This window comes from Streptomyces mobaraensis NBRC 13819 = DSM 40847 (assembly GCF_017916255.1).
Taxonomy (GTDB): Bacteria; Actinomycetota; Actinomycetes; order Streptomycetales; family Streptomycetaceae; genus Streptomyces; species Streptomyces mobaraensis.
Genome location: NZ_CP072827.1, coordinates 895614 through 909937 on the forward strand (window position 1 = coordinate 895614; position 14324 = coordinate 909937).

The 14324-nt window shown below is 73.8% G+C and carries 12 protein-coding genes and 1 pseudogene; 8 read left to right on the top strand and 5 right to left on the bottom strand.

The annotated features are described in order from the left end of the window. The first annotated feature begins 450 nt into the window (after positions 1–450). On the top strand, positions 451–1260 hold the full coding sequence (locus J7W19_RS03265; RefSeq protein ID WP_078587786.1) for an AfsR/SARP family transcriptional regulator: 810 nt from the start codon (positions 451–453) through the stop codon (positions 1258–1260). Positions 1261–1465: 205 nt separating this feature from the next. Continuing rightward, positions 1466–1966: an NUDIX domain-containing protein gene (locus tag J7W19_RS03270; protein WP_004940985.1), complete on the top strand. Its 501-nt coding sequence runs from the start codon at positions 1466–1468 to the stop codon at positions 1964–1966. A 35-nt stretch (positions 1967–2001) separates the two neighbouring features. On the opposite strand, the gene J7W19_RS03275 is transcribed toward J7W19_RS03270, so the two are convergent. Beyond that, the gene (locus tag J7W19_RS03275; protein ID WP_004940982.1) at positions 2002–2604 is read right to left on the bottom strand and encodes an HD domain-containing protein; all 603 of its coding nucleotides are present in this window, start codon (positions 2602–2604) and stop codon (positions 2002–2004) included. Positions 2605–2790: 186 nt separating this feature from the next. Between J7W19_RS03275 and J7W19_RS03280 the strand changes: the two genes are divergently transcribed. Then, positions 2791–4131 (top strand): CAP domain-containing protein, encoded by a 1341-nt coding sequence (locus tag J7W19_RS03280; protein WP_004940979.1) that lies wholly within the window; start codon positions 2791–2793, stop codon positions 4129–4131. A gap of 78 nt (positions 4132–4209) precedes the next feature. Here J7W19_RS03280 and J7W19_RS03285 read toward each other — a convergent pair whose 3' ends face one another. After that, on the bottom strand, positions 4210–4398 hold the full coding sequence (locus J7W19_RS03285) for a hypothetical protein (protein WP_004940976.1): 189 nt from the start codon (positions 4396–4398) through the stop codon (positions 4210–4212). A 665-nt stretch (positions 4399–5063) separates the two neighbouring features. Between J7W19_RS03285 and J7W19_RS03290 the strand changes: the two genes are divergently transcribed. Continuing rightward, on the top strand, positions 5064–6638 hold the full coding sequence (locus tag J7W19_RS03290; protein WP_004940974.1) for a BTAD domain-containing putative transcriptional regulator: 1575 nt from the start codon (positions 5064–5066) through the stop codon (positions 6636–6638). Positions 6639–6698: 60 nt separating this feature from the next. Here the strand turns inward: J7W19_RS03290 and J7W19_RS32685 are convergent. From J7W19_RS32685 to J7W19_RS03300, 3 genes and pseudogenes are all read right to left on the bottom strand, one after another. Beyond that, positions 6699–7844, bottom strand: a pseudogene (locus J7W19_RS32685) (MalY/PatB family protein); the annotation flags it as partial. Further along, positions 7841–8272 (bottom strand): GFA family protein, encoded by a 432-nt coding sequence (locus tag J7W19_RS03295; RefSeq protein WP_004940968.1) that lies wholly within the window; start codon positions 8270–8272, stop codon positions 7841–7843. The pseudogene J7W19_RS32685 and the gene J7W19_RS03295, both read right to left, overlap by 4 nt. Beyond that, a complete protein-coding gene (locus J7W19_RS03300) occupies positions 8262–9218 on the bottom strand; it encodes a 2OG-Fe dioxygenase family protein (RefSeq protein WP_004940967.1) in 957 nt (318 codons plus the stop codon). The genes J7W19_RS03295 and J7W19_RS03300 overlap by 11 nt, the downstream gene beginning before the upstream one ends. A 268-nt stretch (positions 9219–9486) precedes the next feature. On the opposite strand from J7W19_RS03300, the gene J7W19_RS03305 reads away from it, so the two are divergent. The 4 genes from J7W19_RS03305 to J7W19_RS03320 are packed head-to-tail and all read left to right on the top strand — an operon-like array spanning position 9487 to position 14322. After that, a complete protein-coding gene (locus J7W19_RS03305; protein ID WP_233478060.1) occupies positions 9487–10803 on the top strand; it encodes a trans-sulfuration enzyme family protein in 1317 nt (438 codons plus the stop codon). After that, positions 10800–11792: an OsmC family protein gene (locus J7W19_RS03310; protein ID WP_004940961.1), complete on the top strand. Its 993-nt coding sequence runs from the start codon at positions 10800–10802 to the stop codon at positions 11790–11792. Before J7W19_RS03305 ends, J7W19_RS03310 begins: the two co-directional genes overlap by 4 nt. After that, positions 11789–13075: a lysine N(6)-hydroxylase/L-ornithine N(5)-oxygenase family protein gene (locus tag J7W19_RS03315; RefSeq protein ID WP_004940956.1), complete on the top strand. Its 1287-nt coding sequence runs from the start codon at positions 11789–11791 to the stop codon at positions 13073–13075. The genes J7W19_RS03310 and J7W19_RS03315 overlap by 4 nt, the downstream gene beginning before the upstream one ends. Beyond that, positions 13072–14322, top strand: a complete 1251-nt coding sequence (locus tag J7W19_RS03320; RefSeq protein ID WP_004940953.1) for an MFS transporter — start codon at positions 13072–13074, stop codon at positions 14320–14322. Before J7W19_RS03315 ends, J7W19_RS03320 begins: the two co-directional genes overlap by 4 nt. Positions 14323–14324: the final 2 nt, after the last annotated feature.

The window sequence follows — 14324 nt, forward strand, 5'->3', positions numbered from 1 at the left end:
CCGACGTGAACCCTTTCCGAACGGAGGCCGACGGGAGCGTCGCGCCGACCGCCCCCGGGAAGGCTCAGGACGGCTTTCCGGAAGGGGGCCGACCGGAGGGCAGGGGTCCGGCACCCCTGCCGGTTTCCCACGCGCCGCACCAGCGGCCTTACGCCTCGCACGTGTTGTTCGTCACGTTTATCCGAGGTCATTCTGTGTCAATGGGACCCCTCTCGTCGATCTTGCCCGGAAGGCACTGGTGCGTACGGAGGAGTCCTGTTGGATCATCTGCCGTCCGGGAACGGAAGCCAGGCTGCCCACGTCAGGAAAAAAGGGGCACACTTGGCGGCGGAGGTGCGAACGAACGTGCGCCTCCGATCGTCATGCCGGGAAACGGTCCGGGAGCCGGCGGGGGGCGGCCATTCCCGGGTACCGGCCGCCGCCGGGAGTCGTGACAGGAGGAAAGTGTCGATGTCCATAACCGCCGGGTTACAGATCAGCGTTCTGGGTCCGCTGGAGGTCCGGGCCGGAGGACTGCCGGTGGACCTGGGGCCGGCCCGCCAACGCGCCGTGCTGGCCGCTCTTTTGTTGACACCGGGTGAAGCGGTTACCACCGAACGGCTGACCGAGGCCGTATGGCCGCGCAACCCGCCCAGCGCCGTGATGACCACTCTGCACAGCTATGTGTCCAATCTGCGGAGGAAATTGGAACCAAGCAGTCCACCACGGTGCCGCAACCGGATTCTGCGCCGGGAGGCTTCCGGATACGTCCTCGCCGTGGAACCCGAACGCATCGACGTCTGCCGTTTCGAACAACTGCTCCGCGACGGCCGCCGGCTACTCCTGGAGGGCCGCCACCAGGCCGCCGCCCGCACCCTGGAGTCCTGCCTGGCCCTGTGGCGCGGCACGCCCTACCCGGAGATGTGCGACGACGCCCTGGGCACCCAGGCCGCGGCCCGCCTGGAGGAGCTGCGGCTGCTGGCCCTGGAGAGCCGCTGGGAGGCCGAACTGGCCCAGGAGCAGGACTACTCCGTGATCGCCGCCGACCTGGCGACGCTCAGCATGAAGTTCCCCACCCGGGAGCGGCTGAGCTGGCTGCACATGCAGGCCCTCTACCGGGCGGGCCGCCAGGCGGAGGCGCTCAAGGTCTACCACCAGACGCGTCGCCTGCTGGCGGACGAGTACGGCGTCGACCCGTGCCCGGAGCTGCAGGACCTGTTCGGTTCCATCCTCCGGGGCGCGTCGGCCGCCGGGCGGGCACGCCCGGGCGCGATGCTCTAGCGGCTTCGACGGCTCCGGCGGCTCCGACGGCTCCGGCGGTCCCCACCGGGCGGGCGGCCGCACGGGCGGTCGCGCGGGGCGCACTGCCGGACACCGCGCGCCGGGAGTATCCGGCCGTTTCCCGCAACTCACCGCAGCGGTACGCCCCTTGCCTCATCCTGGAGTCCACACTTCCGGACTTCCGGCCGAGAGCGAAGGAGTTCAGGTGGGGAAACCGCGACTGCCGCTCGCCGAGTACGTCGCCGGCCTGCCCAAGGCGGCCGTGTACGGTGCCCTGTTCTTCACCGACACCGAGGACCGCCCGCTGCAGTTGCGGTCCTCGGTGAAACAGGGGCTGTGGCAGTTCCCGGGCGGGGACATGGACCCCGGCGAGACCCCGTTCGGCACGGCCGTGCGGGAGTGCCGGGAGGAGACGGGCATCGTCTTCACCGGCCGGCCGCGGCTGCTCGCCGTGGACTTCGACGCGCCGGGGCCCTGGCCGGTGGCGAAGACGGGGTTCGTCTTCGACGGCGGCCGGCTCGGCCGGGACGCCCTGTCGCGGATCGTCCTGGACCCCGGCGAGCACGACGCCTGGGAGGTGCGGCCGATGGACGACTGGGCCAGGACGATGGACAGCCGCTCCTGGCGGCGGCTCGCCGCCGTCAACCGGGCGCGGCGTACCGGCACCACGGTCTACCTGGAGAACGTCCCGGACCCCGCCTGCTGACGCGTGGCCCCGGCGGTCCGGCGGGCGCCGCGCCGTCAGCGGCGTACGTGCCCGTACCGGGCGGCGAGCCCGTCGAGTTCGGGCTCGCCGAACCGCTCCCGCAGCGCCCGGAACGCCGCGGCCTTCTCCGGCCCGAACAGCCGGACGAGGCCGGCGGCGTAGGTCTCGGCGGAGAGGAACGCCGGCGGGTCGCTCTTGGTGTGGAACTTGTCGGCGTACATGACCAGTTCCTCCTCGGCCGTCGTCGCGACGTAGTCCGCCTCCGGCAGCGGCAGCCCCTGCCGCCGGATGTCCTCCCGGGTGACACCGACGCCGGTGTGGCACGAGCAGAACCGGCAGAGCCGCTCCGGGAATCCCTCCCGGCGCAGGATTTCGTGCCCGATCACCCCGTGCCGGATGTACTCGCCGAGCCGCGGCCGACCCTCCGCGTCCAACAGCTCGTAGACCCCGATGTCGTGCAGCAGCGCCCCCGCCCGCACCAGCTCCGCGTCCGCCTCCGGCACGGCCCGCGCCCGCAGCCGCTCGGCGATCTCCGCGACGACGCGGCAGTGGGTGTGCACGAGCTCGAACGCCTCCGGGGTGGGCGCGTACTTCTCGTGGAGGGCACGGATGTCGTCGGGTGTCGGCAGGGAGGACATCCCCGCAGCGTAACCAATCCGGAAGGGACGGAGCGACAGCGTGCGGGGCGCGGGGGCGCGCACGGGTACGGCACGGGTCCCGCCGACCGGGAACCGCCCGGCCCCCGCCCGGCGTTCTCGGAAGCGGGACGCGGGGGCCGGTGCGGGCGGCGTCCCGTTCCCCGTACGGCGAGGACGTGATGGCCGATGAGCACGCTGGTTCCCGGAGCCACCCTGGAGTTGCCCGACGGCGCCCTGACCGTGGAGGTGACGGGCCCCTACGACGTGTCGGTGCTGATCACCGGCGCGGACGGGAAGGTGTCCGGCGACGCCGACTTCGTCTTCTACAACCAGCCGTCGGCGCCCGGCGTCCGGCTCCGGCCGGGCCGGGTCGTGGTGGACCGTGCGGCCCTCCGCCCGGGGGCCAGCCGGCTGACGGTCGTCGTCAGCCCCGAGGACCCCGGGGCCCGGCCGGCCGCGCTGCCCGTCCCGGGGCTGCGGGTCTCCGGTCCGGGCGGCCGGGACCTCGCCCGGTTCGCGCCGCCGCGGCCGACGGACGAGACCGTGCTGCTCCTCGCCGAGGTCTACCGCCGCGGCCCCGGCTGGCGGCTGCGGGCGCTGGGCCAGGGGTACGCGGACGGCCTGGCCGGCGTGGCGCGGGACTTCGGCGTCGAGGTGGCGGACGAGCCCGGCGCCCCTTCCGGGACGACGGTTGCCGGACCCGCCTCCCCCACCGCGACGGCCCCCGCCGAACCCGTGCCGGACGACGCGCGCGCGTTCGCCGCCCTCGTCAACGCCGAGCGCGCCCGGGCCGGTGTGCCGCCGGTGGCCGCGGACGCGCGACTCGCCGAGGCCGCGCGCCGGCACGCCGACGGCATGGCCCGGCAGGGCCGGCTGGGGTCCGAGGGCCCGTCCGGCATCTCGGTGTTCCAGCAGGTCACGGCGTGCGGTTACGCGTACCTCGGGCTGGCGGAGCAGCTCGTGTCGGGGCCGCGGTCGCCCGCCGGGTTCCTGGAGTTCTGCCTGGGGGACGCCCGTTCGTCGGGCCCGGTGCGGGACCCCGCCCTCACGGCGGTCGGGCTGGCCCGCGCGGTGGACGGGCGCTCCGGCGACACGTTCTGGACGGCGCTGTGGGCCCGGCCGTTCACGCCCGACGGCCTGGCCCGCACGGCCGCCGGCGTCCTCGCCCTCACCAACACCCACCGCATCGCCGCCGGCCTGCGCCCCCTCTCCGCCGATCCCCGGCTCACGGCCGCGGCCCAGGCGCACAGCGCGGACATGGCGGCGCGCGGCTACCACTCCCACGTCTCCCCGGACGGCGGCCGGCCGTGGGACCGCGCCGTCTCGGCGGGCTGCGTCCACCGTTCCATAGGCGAGAACATCGCGTGCGGCCAGCGCTCCCCCGCCGAGGTCGTCGAAGGCTGGATGAACAGCCCCGGCCACCGCGCCAACATCCTCACCCCGTCCTTCACCCACCTCGGCACGGGCTTCGCGGGCGGCGGCCCGGCGGGCACCTACTGGACGCAGCTCTTCGGCGGCGCCGCGTGAGCGGCCGTACGGCCGCGACCGGCGAACCCTCCCACGGCACTTGGCGGACCACCGCCGTGACCGTCCGTCACCGGATGCTCACCGCTTCACGCGCGGCGGGCGCCGCCGGACGAGGATGCGGAGGGTGGCCCGGGCGTCCCGGCGGCGTTGGGGGCTGCGGGCGGCGACCGAGGCGACGACGACCGCCAGCAACGTGACGGCGCCCGTGAGTCCCGTGGCGGCGGCCAGCACGGCCGCGTTGTTCAGTGCGGGGGGAAGCAGGGACATGGCAGAACCTCCTGGGCGGACGGCCCGGTGGTCCGGGTCACCGGTCCGTGCTCCCGTGGGAACCTCTACGCCGGATTTCCAGCGACCTCCGGGCGATTGAGGAGCCCGTCGTTACGCTGATACGAAGCATCGGAAAAAGTGTCCGGCGAAGTCTCGCGTCACGTACGGCGTGAACGGATTCACCACGCGGATGGCGGAACGTTCGGGCCCCACAAGCACACCGACGGGCCTCTTTGGGGACGGTCGGGGAGGGAAAGGGACCCGTCCGTCGGCTCCGTCGGCATAACACCGGAAACCCTCCGGAAAGACACGTTCGCGACGGCCACGTGAACGGCCCGTCGCGCAGTCCTTCGCCTCGCTCGCGTACTTGAGCGAACGCGCGCGGAATCCGCGGCGGGCACACCGCCGATGAGCGCGCGGGCCGGGGGCATTCGGCCGTCCGATTCAAGTCGCCTGCCCGCTCGCCCGGTTCCTCCCGCACGGGAAGGATCTTCTCCCGAGGCCCCTCCCAAGTCCCGTGCGGCGCCGCCGGCCTCCGCCGGGGACGCCTCCCTTCCGCTCGCCTCTGGGCATCGGACGTCCCATATGCCAAGATCACCCGACGAAGAGACGCATGTCGCGAAGGACCGGCATGCGGCCGAGCACTGCTCCGGGAACGGTGACCCATGTCCGTGCAGATGGCGACCGGGCCCGCGGCCCGTGACGAGGAAGCCGGTTTCCGCGAACGGGCGGCGGACGACGCGTCCGCGCTGCGGCTGCGGGTCCTCGGGCCGATGTCGGCCCAGTACGACGGTGCCGAGCTGGCCCTCGGCCCCCGGCGCCACCGCGCGCTGCTGGCCCTGCTCCTGGTCCGGCTCGGCCGGGTCGTGCCCACCGGGGTGCTCGTCGACGACCTGTGGGGCTACGCGCCCCCGCGCCGCGCCGTGGCCACCCTGCAGTCCTACGTCTGCCACCTCCGCCGCGCCCTGGACTCCCCCGCCGGCCGCACCGGCCCCTCCCTGCTGCACTACCGCGCGCCGGGCTACGTCCTGCGGCTGGCCCCGGAACAGGTGGACGTCCAGCGCTTCGAGCTGACCGTGGCCGCCGGCAACCGGCTGCTGGAGCGCCGGAACCTGCCGGCCGCGCGGGACGTCTTCACGGAGGCGCTCGGCCTCTGGCAGGGCTCCCCCTACCAGGAGTTCGAGGAGATCGGGGCACTGGCCGACGAGAGCGGGCGGCTGGAGCAGATACGCCTGACGGCCGTCGAAGGGCTGGCCGAGGCGCGGCTGGGGCTCGGCGAGGTGGCCGTCGTCGCCGCCGAACTCGCCCCCGAGGCACGGCGGCACCCCACCCGCGAGCGGCTGGTCGGCCATCTGATGACCGCGCTGTCCGCGCTCGGGCGGCAGGCCGAGGCGCTGCGCGTGCACGAACGCACCCGGGCCTGCCTCGCCGAGGAGTTCGGCGTGGACATCGGCGCGGAGCTGCGGCGTGTCCACGCGGCCGTCCTGCGGCAGGAACCGCTGGAGAGACCGCCCGCACCACCGGCGTCCCGCACTCCCCCGGCCCCGGCCGGCGGCCCCGGGCTGCTGCTCGGCCCGGGCCCCTGGCCGCCGGACACGTGGCCCGCCGGGAACGCACCGCGCGTCCCGGGCGAACTCCGCGTCGCCACCCTGCAGTCGATCAGCATCGGCGTCATCCCGCCCGCGCTGCGCGTCTGGTACCAGGAGAACCCGGCCTCACAGGTCGTCCTCACCGAGTACATGAACGCCGCCGAACTCCAGGCCGCCGTCACCTCCGGAGCGGCCGACGTGGCCGTCGGCCCGCTCCCCGACTCATGGCCGCACCCGGTACGCCTGCTGGGCACCGAGGAGTTCGCCATCGTCCTGCCGCCCGACGACCCGGTCGCCGCCGCCTCGGGCGCCCGGATGCCGTTCACCGTCCTGCGCGACCGCGCCTGGGTGCGGCTGGCGCCCCGCAACGGCCTCGCCCGGTTCCTCGACGAGGGCTGCGCCGCGGCCGGGTTCCACCCGCGGACGGCGATGCTCACCGAGCTGAGCGCCGCCGCCCCGATGCTCACCCACTCCGGCCTGGGCCCCGCCCTCATCCCCGCGAACATGGTCCCCCGGCACTTCCCCGGCCGGGTGATCCTCCCCGACCCGCCCATCCGCCGCACCCTGGCCGCCTACGCGAACGGCCCGCTCGACGCGGTGGCCGCCGCGTTCGTGGAGACCCTCGCCGCCCGCTCCAGCGTCGGCCCGTGACGCCGCGCGGGACCCGCCCCGCCGGTACGCGGCGACGGCCGCGGCCATCCGCTCCACGATCCGGGTCAGGATCGCCTCCGTGGTGCCGAAGTTGATCCGGACGAACCCCTCGCCCGCCGTGCCGCAGTCGCGCCCGTCGACGAGCGTCACCCCGGCCCGGTCCGCGAAGAAGCCCGCGAGATCCGCTTCCGGCAGGCCGAGGCCGCGCAGGTCGGCCCAGCCGAGATAGGTGCCCTCGGGCGGTACGTGACCGGCCTCCGGCAGGTGCGCGGCCAGCAGGCCGGCGAGCAGCCGCCGGTTGCGGTCCAGCCGGGCGAGCACCGCGTCGAGCCACGGGCGCCCCTCCCGGTAGGCGGCGACGGCGGCCACCGCGCCCAGGGTGGCCGTCCCGTCGGTGGCCAGCCGGCCGAGCCGGGCCCACCGCTCCCGGTCGGCGTCGTTGTGGAGCAGCATCTGGGCGCACTTCAGGCCGGCGAGGTTCCACGCCTTGGACGCCGAGGTGGCCGTCAGGGTGTGATGCGCGGCGGCCTCCGACAGGGAGGCGTACGGCGTGTGCCGCCGCCCGGCGAGCACCAGCGGGGAGTGCACCTCGTCGGAGAAGACGCGTCCCTGACGCTTCGTCACCAGCGCGCAGACAGAACGCAGTTCGCCGGGTTCCATGACCCGGCCCGTCGGGTTGTGCGGGTTGCACAGCAGCAGCAGGTGTCCGCCGGCGGCGAACGCGGCGTCCAGCGCGTCGAGGTCGAGGACGTACCGGCCGCCTGCCGCCCGGGACATGGGGACCTGGAGGACGTCGCGGCCCAGCAGCCGCGGGACGACCAGGAACGGCGTGTACGCGGGCACCGGCACGATCACCGGGGAGCCGGGGCGGGAGAAGTGCTCGACGGCGACGTGCAGCGCCCGGACCACGTCGGGCAGCAGCCGGACGTCGTCCCCGGACACCTCCCAGCCGTGGCTCTCCCGTTGCCAGGCGGCGCAGGCCGCGCCCGCCTCGGCGGCCAGGGAGGGGGTGAGGTAGCCGAGCACGTCCCGGTCGACGGCGGCGCGCAGCGCGGCGAGGACCGGCGGGGCGGTGCCGTAGTCGGTCTCGGCGGCACAGGCACCGAGGCCGTCCGGTCCGGCCGTCTCCCACTTCAGCCGGCCGGGGCGGCGGAGGGCGGCGGCCTCGACGTCGGCCACGGCGCCGGCCGCGTACCGGACGCTCATTCGGTCAGGACGTGCTGTCCGGCCGCCATGCTCGCCTCCCAGTTCCGCCCGTCGAACTCCACGAATTCGATGTGCTCGGCGGCCTCCAGGTCCAGGCAGCGCGCGTTGACGCTGAAGTACCCGGTGGGGTGCGAGCGGGGGCGGTAGAAGGGCATGATGCCGCACACGGCGCAGAACGTGTGGTCCGCGACGCGGTTGCCGAACCGGTAGGGCTTGAGGAACTCCTGCCCGCGGTGCAGCTCGAACCGCTCCTCCGGGACCATGAGTTCCTGGTGCCCGGACTTGTAGCAGATGCCGCAGTTGCACAGGGTGATGGTGAGGTTGCGGCTGGCGGCGGCGGAGAACGCCACGCCGCCGCAGTGGCAGGAGCCCTCGTACCAGACACGTTCGATCTCCGCCTCGGGCGTGGCGTCGCGGTCAGCCGGCACGGTGGTCCACCCCCGCCAGGGCGTGCTCGCCGGCGGTCCCGGCCAGGTCGTCGAGCGACGGCAGGACGGCGGTCATCGGCAGGTCGGGGTGCGGGCGCAGCGAGTCGTGCGCGTGTGAGACGTGCCCGGGACCCGCCGGCTTGCGGGTGAAGAAGATCAGCATGTCGCGGGTGGCGGGCCGTTCGGGATCGACGGCGATCACGGGCGAGACGCTGTGCTTCCGCTCGTGGTCGACGAGGAGGAGGGTGTCGAGGAAGTGGCGGTGCCGCTCCTCGCCGAGCAGCAGCCCGGGGTCGGCCTCGTGCCAGCGGGCGGCGTTGGCCTCGCGCATGTCGTGGATGAACGTCGCCGCGCTGTCGTCGGTCATATTGGTGCTGCCGAGCAGGGTGGTCATGGTGTGGTCCACGCCGTCGCTGTGCACGCCCTCCAGCGCCGGCTCGCCCCGGAGCCGGGCGTCGGTGACGGTCCGCAGGTTGAACAGGGTGCAGATCCACTGCGGCGACGCGTAGTCGAGGTACGGCCGGTGGGCCATCGCGACATCCTCGATCACCAGGAACTTGAAGGCGAGCAGCGCCTGGAAGGCGGTGTTCTGCTGGAGGTCGTCGCGCACCTCCTCGAAGACCCGCAGTTCGCCCGAGTCGTGCCGGACGAAGTCCTCCTCCTTGGAGAGGACGAACGGCTGGAACTCCAGCCGGCGCGCCCGCCGCTCCACCGGGTCGAGGCAGAACCGGCCGTTGCGCGACTTCCGGAACGGCAGGGTGGGGTCGTTCCGCAGACCGTCGCTCACGTGCCGCAGCCGTTCCAGGTCCGCGTCGGAGGCGCCCAGGAACCTGAGGATCTCCGTCATCCGCGCGCCCTCGACGAAGACCGCCCGGTCGCGGACGTACCGGGATCTGACGTCCGCTATTTCGGAGACGGCGTCGACGGTGAATTCCGAGGTTGTCACTCGACCTCCATGGTGATGGGTCGGACGAGGGCAGGCCGTCACCATGGCCGCGGCCCCGCATTTCCGCGGTCAACGTAGGGAGGGCGGGAATGCCGTGTCAAGTGCCCGGAATTTCCGCGCGGTTATCGGGAAGGCCGGGTGAACGACACCGGCGGAGCGCGTCGACACCGCGTTCACAACGCGTCGACGTTTCGTCGACGGGCCGCTGCTAGCTTTTCGGCCCGTCAGCGCAATTGCCGTCCGTACCGGAGAAAAGCTAGGGGTGCTCGTGGCGAAAGAGAGCCGTACGGCGATCGGCTTCGAAGAGGGCCGCAACGACGGCGCCAAGTGGTTCGGCGACCTCACCCGCTCGCGGTTCGCGGGGCCCGTCACCCCGCACCACCGGGTGCTGTCCCGCGAGGTCTCGCCGGAGACGCTCGCCGTGCACGCGGGGACGTACGAGGACCCGGTGACGGGCGCGGTGGGCACCCCGGTCTTCCAGACCAGCACCTTCCTGCTGGACGACGCCAGTTACGCGGCCTTCTCCGACGGGACCTCCCGCGACGTCCCGATCTACACCCGGTACGGCAACCCCTCGCAGTGGTCCGTGCAGGAGAAGATCGCCGCGCTGGAGGGCAGCCGCAGCGCGCTGGTGACGTCCTCCGGGATGAGCGCCACCGCCAGCACGATCTACGCCCTGACCAACGCGGGCAGCCACATCGTCTCGGCCTACGACGTCTACGGCGGCACCTACAACCTGCTGCGCGAGGACATGCCGTCGGCCGGCCGCGAGGTGACGTTCGTCGACCCCTGCGACCTGGACGCGGTGCGCGCGGCGATCCGCCCCGAGACCCAGCTGCTGTTCTTCGAGACGCTGACCAACCCGCTGCTGAAGGCGCCGTCGGTACGCGGCCTGGCGAAGATCGCGAAGGAGGCCAACGCCCTTCTCGTGGTGGACAACACCTTCCTCACCCCGGTCAACATGCGCCCCCTGGAGCTCGGCGCGGACGTCGTCGTGCACAGCGCCACCAAGTACCTCGCCGGGCACAGCGACCTGACCGCCGGCGCGGTCGTCGGCCGGCGGAAGTTCCTGGACCGGATCTGGGCACAGGCCCTGCGCTTCGGCGGCACCCTCGAACCGCTCTCCGCCTTCCTCCTGGAACGCGGAATGAAGACCCTTCCGCTGCGCGTCCGCGCGCAGAATGCCAACGCGGCGGAAGTGGCGCGTTTCCTGGCCGGGCACGAACGCATCGCGGCCGTTCACCATCCGGAACTCGGCGGCCCCCGCTATGCCGGTCTGGAACGCGCGGACTACGGCGGATTCGGCGGCATGGTGAGTTTCGAGGTGCGCGGCGGCGACGAAGCCGCCCTGGAATTCATGAAGAAACTCCGGATTCCCTATGTGGCGACGAGTCTGGGCGGCGTGGAATCCCTGGTGAGCATGCCGAGCAATACCTCGCACAGTTCGCTCACCGCCCGCCAGCGGTCCCGGATCGGCATCAATCCCGGCCTGGTCCGGTTCTCGGTCGGCATCGAGAACGTCCGCGATCTGGTCCGGGACCTGGACGAGGCGCTCGGCGCTCCGGCAGAGGAGGACAAGCGATGAGGAACAGCTTCAACACGGCCGGCTTCAGCGAAGTGGTCCACGAGATCCGCAACGACCCCGCCGAGGCGGCGTTCCTCTACACGGCGGAGGCGCAGTCCTCGCCGTACCGGGGGCTGTCGGCGAGGATCGGTCCGGCGCTGTTCGGCACGGTGAAGTCCGCGCGGCGCTTCTCGGTGGAGCTCCGGGACGTCTCCGACGCGCCCGGCGCCGACGGCCCGCTGCCCATGCACCTGGCCCTCACCGGCATCGCCTCCTGCGCGCTGACCACGCTGGTCGGCGGCGGCAGCGCCCAGTCGGTGGTCTTCGAGAGCGCCGACATGGACATCGCCTGGGACGGCGGCGCGGTGGCGAGCCGGATCGACGTGGGCGGGGTGCCGGACGACGCGACGGTCGCCGAACTCGTCGACCAGGTCGAGCGGTTCAGCCCCAACTACACCACGCTGATCCGGCCGGTCCCGGTCGCCCTGCGCCACGGGCCGGGCGCCGCCCCCGCGAGCGCCGGTACGGCGGAGGGCGCGCCGGCCGCCGGGCGTCCGGCCGCCTGCCAGGTCCGCTGGATCAGCGGCACCCAGCTCACATCCGCCCCACTGGGCCCGGAGCCGGGCGAGGAGCTGCGGGTGGACGCGCCCAAGCAGCTCACCGGCGTCGACTGGGGTCCGAACCCGCAGGAGTACCTGCTGATGGGCCTCGCCGCCGACGTGGCCTCGCACCTGGGCCGGCTCGCCCGCGAACTGACCGGCCGGGCCGTGACCTGGCGGGTCGCCGTCCGGGGCACGGAGGACGTCGGGGGGCTGCTCCAGGCGGACCCGTCGGCCGTCGTCCAGCTCCAGGACATGGAGTGCGCGGTGGCGGAGCCCGCGGGGCTCTCCGGTACGGAGCTGGAGAAGGTCGTGGTGGCCGCCTGGGCCGCGTCGGAGGTGCGGTACCTGATCGAGGCGGCCCCGGCCGTCCGGCTGACCTCGCACCGGGTGGAGTCGTGTCCGGTATGAACCGAGACGGCGCCCTCCGCGTCCTCGCCGTCGGCGCGGGACCGGCCAACCTGAGCCTGGCCGCGCTGGCCGAGCCGGTCGACGGCCTCCGCGTCACCGCCCTGGAGGCCCGCGACTCCGTCGCCTGGCACCCCGGCCTGCTCTGGACCGACTCCCGGCTCCAGGTGAGCGCGGTGAAGGACCTGGTCACCCTCGTCGATCCGCGCAGCCGCTTCGGCTTCCTGAACTTCCTGCACGAGCGGGGCCGGCTGTACCGGCACCTGATCGCCGCCGCGGACCACGTCAGCCGCAAGGAGTTCGACCAGTACTTCACGTGGGCCGCCCAGCAGTTGGACGTCCGGCTCGGCGAGCGCGTCGAGGCGGTGGAGCACGACGGCGACGGGTTCGCCGTCCGCACCGGCCGGCGCGTCCACCGGGCGGACCACGTGGTGCTCGGCGTCGGCCGGACCCCGTACGTCCCCGACTGCGCCCGCGGCGTCACCGGCCGCCGCCTGTGGCACGCCGCCGACCACCTCGGCCGGGACGACCGGCTGGACGGCCGGGACGTGCTGCTGGTCGGCGGCGGGCAGAGCGCGGCCGAGGTGGCGCTCGACCTGATGTCCGGCCGGGCCGGGCTGCCGCGCCGGCTGACCTGGGTCACCGGGCGCGAGGGCTTCGCCCCGCTGGACGACTCGCCGTTCGCCGACGAGTGGTTCAACCCCCGCTACGTCGAGTACTTCCGGGAGCTCCCGGCCGGCCGGCGCGCCGCCCTGCTGGAGCGGCAGCGGTCCGCCGGCACCGGGATCACCCGCGAGCTGCTGGCCCGGGTGTACGAGCGGCTGTACGCGCTCGACTACCTGACGGACGGCCCGTTCACCCACGACCTGCTGGCCGGGGTGCGGCTGACCGGGCTCGCGGACGCCGACGGCGGGTTCCGCGCCGAGCTGGAGGACACCGTCACCGGCGGCCGGCGCGCCCTGTCCTGTGACACGGTCGTACTTGCGACCGGCTACCACACCGAACTCCCGTCCTGCATGGAGCCGTTGCACGACCGGATGCCCGTCGCCGACGGCGGCTACGCGGTGGAGGCCGACTACCGGGTGCGCTGGGACGGCCCCGACCGGCACCGGATCTACGTCCAGGGCGCGGCACGCCACACTCATGGCGTCGCCGACCCCAACCTCTCGTTGGCGGCCTGGCGTTCGGCCGTGATCCTCAACAGCCTGCTGGGCCGGGAGCACTACGACCTCAAGGCGGACGAGTCGGCCCTCGGCCCCAAGGACCGCGTGGGGGCCCGCCCGTGACCGCCGAGACCCGCCCGCGCCTCTACCGCGAGGTGTTCGCCGTCCCGGGCATGACCCGCTCGGTGCTGCTGATGTTCGTCGCCCGGCTGCCGGTCACGGCGATGGGGCTGACCCTGACCCTGCACGTGGTCAACGGCCTGCACCGGGGCTACGTGGCCGCCGGTCTCGTCGCGACCTCGACGACGGTCGGCACCATGGTCGGCGCCCCGGCGGTCGGCCGGGCCCTGGACCGGCACGGCCTGCGGCCGGTGGTCGCGGTCTGCGCCACGGTGGCCACCGCGTACTGGATCGGCGTCCCCTGGCTGCCGTACGAGGCCCTGCTGGTCGCCGCGTTCCCGGCGGGCGCGCTGGTGATCCCGGTGAGTTCGCTCTCCCGGCAGGTGATCACGGCCCTGGTGCCGGAGGACCGGCGGCGCACGGCGTTCTCGGTGGACGCCGTCGCGATGGAGACGTCCTTCATCGTCGGCCCGGCCGTCGGCATCTACCTGGCGACCCAGTTCTCCAGCCGGCTCGCCCTGACGGTGATCGGCGCGGTCGTCGCGGTGACGGCGGTGCTGCTGTACGCGCAGAATCCGCCGCTGCGTGGCAAGAAGGAGGCCGCGGCCCCCGCCCCGGGCGGCCCGCGGACCTGGCTCGACGGGCGGATGACGGCCACACTGCTGATCTCCATGGGCGTGCTGTTCGTGCTCGGCGGGACGGAACTGGCCCTGGTGGCCGTGCTCCGGGCCGGCGGCGAGACCGCGTGGACCGGGGTGGCGGTCGCCATCCTCGCCCTGGGGTCGATCGTCGGCGGCGTCGTCCACGGCGCCCTCCCGCGCTCGCTGCCGCAGTCCGCGCTGATGGCGCTGCTGTCGCTGCTGGTGATCCCGGCCGGCCTGGTCTCCGGGCCGTGGTGGCTGCTCGGACTGGCGCTGGTGCCCATGCAGTTGGTGTGCGCGCCGACGCTGGCGGCCATCGCCGAGAGCGTCAGCCGGCTCGCGCCGCCGCACGCCCGCGGCATGGCCATGGGCCTCCAGGACTCGGCGACCCGGCTCGGCGGCGCCCTCAGCTCCCCGGCGATCGGCTTCGTCATGGACCGCACGTCGCCCGGCTGGGGCTTCGCCGCCTCCGGCGCCGGCGGGCTGCTGCTCGTGGCCGCCGCCGGGGTGTGCGCGGGCGGCGCCCGGCTCCGCACCCGCCGACCCGCGGCCGACCGGCCGCCCACAGACCTCCCCACCACTGAACCCTCCATCGGAATGGACAGGTGACG